This is a genomic window from Candidatus Seribacter sulfatis (assembly GCF_964187635.1).
Classification (GTDB): domain Bacteria; phylum Verrucomicrobiota; class Verrucomicrobiia; order Opitutales; family Seribacteraceae; genus Seribacter; species Seribacter sulfatis.
Genome location: NZ_CAXLMO010000035.1, coordinates 1 through 4451, shown reverse-complemented (window position 1 = coordinate 4451; position 4451 = coordinate 1). Strand labels below are relative to the sequence as shown.

The following is a 4451-nucleotide window of genomic DNA, read 5'->3' as shown; positions in this document are numbered from 1 at the left end:
CGGCCACCTCTCACACCCGGCCCGGCAATGGCCAGGCACACGCGGGTACCAAAATCGTAGAGGTTACACTTACCATGTGGAAAACCGGGAGGACCATGATCTCCACTGACCACGATGATTGTATTCTCATACTCCCCCGCTTTCTTCAGTTCCTCGATCAAGATTCCCAAACCGGCATCGAAAGCAGCTATCTCACCCAAGTAATCGGCCAGATCCTCTCTGACTGCATGAACATCCGGCAAAAATGCGGGCATCTTGCCCTTTAGATCATCAGGATCTATGCCCCAAAGTTTTTTACCTGAGCCTTTGGTCCATTTTCGGTGTACATTGGTGGGACCGAACCAGTAGGCGAAGGGCTGATCTTTCTTTCTGCCTTCCAGGAAAGATTTGAAATTCCCGCGGGCTTCCCGGTAAAGTTCCCCCTTCGCATCCTTTACGCCAACCCCTTTGGAAGCCCGGCTTGTAACATACTGCGAAAACCCATTGAATTTCCCTCCGGCCTTGGCAAAGGCATTGGCCTGTCCTCCAATCCCAGCATCCCGAGGCGTACCTGGTGACCAAACCTTGTAGGTATAACCAATATGGTAACCCGAATCCTTAAGCAACAACGGCCAAGTCGGAATATTCTCATCCCAAACAGCGCCTTGAAGAATCGCTCCCCTACCCGTCTCCCAAAAATTTCGCCCCGAAAGAATGGAGCTTCGGCACGGCGTGCAGGACGGCGCATTGACCGAGGCATTGGTGAAAAGTACCCCGCTTTTCGCCAGCTTGTCGAAGTGGGGTGTCTTTGCGACGTCATTGATTCCTCCCGCTCCTTCGATCTTCGCATAGATACTAGCCTGCCTACCCCAGTCATCGGCAAATGCAAAGAGAATATTGGGCCTATCTTTTCCAAAGCAAGAAGTCCAGATAAGGAAAAAAAGAAAAAGAATTCTAATCATAGAATACCTTCTAATCTTCACGCAGAATGGTCAAGGGAACCCTTGCCTATTCGATAAGATAAAAGGAGAAGAAGTAAACCTATTCAACCGTTTGTACGGTAACCTTCAGGTTATTAATCAACTCCATTAAAGGGAGAGCTGAGGCGATGATATCCTCCTCCAAAGAATCCACCGAAAAAGTAATCCGGTCAGCCGGGCACTTGACCAAGCCTAGGGCAGAATCAAGATTTAACCACTGATCATCAATATAAAATTGGGTCCACATGTGATAAACCAACACATCTTTTTGATCTTCAAATTCATCGGCATAAACCAAGCCGGTCACCACCCGAGTGGGAATGCCTAACGCACGCCCCAAGGCAGCCAACAGTACCGAGTGTTCCGTACAATCACCCGCTTTATTTCTTGCAACTTCACTGGCAGTGGCAAACCCCACCTCGTAATTCTTGTTGGTCATGTAGCGGAAGACGAATTTGGTAAGTTTATTGGCGATTTCTTGAGAGGTCTTTGCCTTTCCTTTTCCTTTCTTCGCAAGTTTCTGAATCAGTAGATCATCCGAATCAAGATATACATTTGCCGAAAGAAAAGGTTTCAAATCAATTCCCTCTCCACCTTTTTCCTTTCGCTGACTCTGATCCACAATCACCCGTATCGAGTTGTCATTGATCTTCTCAATCTTCTGGCCATTTCCTTCAAACAGTTTAGCTGACCATTCTCCCTTTATGGACTTCATAATAAAAATATTTTTATCGCTGTTAGGAACTGCCGCATCCAATGGAACAACTGAGCTCAACAAAAGTTCGTGAGCCTCTTCTTCCATCTTCTTAGCTTTCTTTTTTGGCACCTCAATAATCGAAATTTTCATCCCTCCCATATTCATCACGGTTTTGAGAGCCACACAATTTTCATCAAACCATGACTTTGTAATCATTGATCCAAACGGACTATTCAATTCCATATCCACCTCAAAAGCTTTGATCTTTTTCTCTCCTATTTGAATCGGTTTTTCCCCAAAGCAAATAATCTTTGCCTTAACCGGTTTTTTCATTCCCATGTCAGGAGAGTAGACTTTGAGTTCATAAGTTTTTCCCGCTTTCTGGAATCCATTTTCCAGAACCTGCTTACGGAGCCCCCAACTCATACCTCCCTCGGGATCAAAAGGATATCTGGTTTCTTTTCCTGAAATGAACTGTTTTTCATAAACGACCAATTCCTCCCCTTCCACTCGCCCCTTCTTGAGCATGGGAATTCCCGCCATCTTGGTCTCACTTGAAAATTCAATCAATTCCCCGCTTATTTTTTCCTTAGTTTCCTGCTCCACCGTAATTTCAATACTCTGTCCTGCACGCTTAATCTGCATCACAAACTCATTCCGGCTTTTTATGACATCTCCGTCCTTTTGCATAATGTCCGAAACATACCCTACCTTCCCTCCTCCCAGGTAAACCTCATACCATCGATCAACCGGAGTGAACTCTGTGTTTGCCCCAGCAACCTGAATTCCTGAAACCAAAAACAGGAGCAATGCACTAGGCCTTGATACAAGATTAACAAGAAATTGAATCAGTCTAAAAGTTTTCATATTAATAGATGTCTTGTCTTTCGATTTCTTACTTAATTTTCAAATATTACCCGAAGGCCACTTTTAATGATCCTGCGAAAGGATTTCATAAGCACAAGACCTTAAGTCCAACAAAAAAACCGTCTCGTTCGAGACTGTCCGTTGATAGAATTTAAATAAACTCGTTAATTAAGTTTTCCAGCATTTCCTGACGTCCACTGGCAAGAGTAGGCTCGCCATTAGCCAATGCAAGTTGCTCGAGTTCAGCAAAACTGGCCGTACCCGCTTCAATCTTGGCTCCAATATCCTGGTCAAAACTGGAATAACGTTCTTCCACAAATTGAGCCATCCGACCATCTTCTTGAATCGCATGAGCTATCTTTAACCCACGGGCAAATGCGTCCATTCCACCAATATGAGCATGCATCAAATCAATCGGCTCATGAGATTCACGTCTACGCTTAGCATCAAAATTTAATCCTCCAGTGGTAAATCCACCCATTTTCAATACCACCAACATAATCTGGGTGGTCATGTAAATATCAGTGGGAAATTGATCAGTATCCCAACCAATTAAAGTGTCCCCCGTATTGGCATCGATACTACCAAGTGCGTTCGCATTTGCCGCCACTGTCAGGTCGTGTTCCACGGTATGACCAGCGAGGGTGGCATGATTCGTCTCGATATTCAACTTGAAGTGATCGAGTAAATTATACTCGCGAAGGAAATTCAGGCAGGCAGCGGAATCACTGTCATACTGGTGGGTGGAAGGTTCCCGTGGTTTAGGCTCAATGTAAAATGGACCGTCAAACCCGATACTCTTTGCATGATCCACCGCCATGTGCATAAACGCGGCCAAGTGGTCGAGTTCACGCTTCATATTTGTATTCAACAAGGTGGAATAACCCTCACGACCACCCCAAAATGTATACCCTAAGCCGTCCAGTTCATTGGTCACCTCAATAGCTTTCTTAACTTGAGCCGCCGCATAGGCATAGACTGAAGCATCGGGAGAAGTCGCAGCACCTTGGGCATAACGGGGGTGCGCAAATAAACAAGCGGTACCCCATAGAAGTTTCACTCCGGTCTCTGCCTGTTTTTCCTTTAGCTTGGCCACCACTTGGTCGAGTGCGGCACTGGATGCAGCAAGATCATTCAACTCGGGAGAAATATCCCGATCATGAAAACAATAGAATTCAATTCCCATCTTATCCAGGAATTCAAAAAATACATCCACCCGAGCGATCGCGTTTTCCACCGAGTCACTTTTATCATCCCAAGGCATCTGAGCCGTGCCCTGTCCGAAGGGATCCGCCAATTCATTTCGCATCACATGCCAATATGCTCCGGCAAAACGAAGGTGATCCTTCATCGTTTTACCACCGATCTTTTCAGTAGGGTTATAATGTTTGAACGCAAGTGGGTTTTTCGAGGAGGAACCCTCGTATTGAATCTTACCGCAATTAAAATATTCCATGGGAAAAAGAGTTTAAGGTTAAAAAATATACATCATACCGAATTAATACAATTCCGAAAACCGCATTTTGCGTATATTTTCTGTTGATATACGACAACATTAAAATCATTCTTAATTTTGTGAGCCAACCTATTGCCATTGTTATGTCCGAAGTCTTTCTTCGTCGACTCACCCCCTCCCTTACTCCGTTTGCAAGAAAAATGCAGGATTACCGGGTCCTCAGTATCCATCGATCGATTAGTGAACTGGGGCCCTTGCTTAACGAGCTCCGACCGAGCGGATTAATTACTGAATGGCTCCCTGAAAAAACCGAACAGCTTCTCGAGTTGAAATTAAATGTACCCACCATTATCGTCGCCACCGATCAGACCTTCTCAAAAACGCTCAGTGCAGATGTGGACGATTGGGCTGTGGGCCGGGAGGCCGCGGAAAGTTTTTCTTTCACAGGATTTAAAAGCCTCGCCTGCTTGGG

The 4451-nt window shown here is 45.3% G+C and carries 3 protein-coding genes and 1 pseudogene; 1 reads left to right on the top strand and 3 read right to left on the bottom strand.

Going from position 1 to position 4451, the window contains the following annotated elements; translation table 11 throughout:
• The 3 genes from ACKPQ5_RS04000 to xylA all read right to left on the bottom strand — a co-directional run.
• A partial coding sequence (locus ACKPQ5_RS04000) for a sulfatase-like hydrolase/transferase (RefSeq protein ID WP_407677806.1) occupies positions 1-941 on the bottom strand: 941 nt, incomplete at its 3' end.
• 79 nt (positions 942-1020) lie between these two features.
• On the bottom strand, positions 1021-2523 hold the full coding sequence (locus ACKPQ5_RS03995; protein ID WP_407677805.1) for a transglutaminase-like domain-containing protein: 1503 nt from the start codon (positions 2521-2523) through the stop codon (positions 1021-1023).
• A 151-nt stretch (positions 2524-2674) separates the two neighbouring features.
• Complete coding sequence (gene xylA / locus ACKPQ5_RS03990) at positions 2675-3979, bottom strand: xylose isomerase (protein WP_407677804.1); 1305 nt, start codon at positions 3977-3979, stop codon at positions 2675-2677.
• A 119-nt stretch (positions 3980-4098) separates the two neighbouring features.
• Here xylA and ACKPQ5_RS03985 point away from each other — a divergent pair.
• Positions 4099-4451: pseudogene (locus ACKPQ5_RS03985) on the top strand (substrate-binding domain-containing protein); the annotation flags it as partial.

Excerpts from the sequence above, each read along its gene's own strand:
- xylA (WP_407677804.1), bottom strand. The coding sequence starts at position 3,979 with ATGGAATATTTTAATTGCGGTAAGATTCAATACGAGGGTTCCTCCTCG.
- ACKPQ5_RS03995 (WP_407677805.1), bottom strand. The coding sequence starts at position 2,523 with ATGAAAACTTTTAGACTGATTCAATTTCTTGTTAATCTTGTATCAAGG.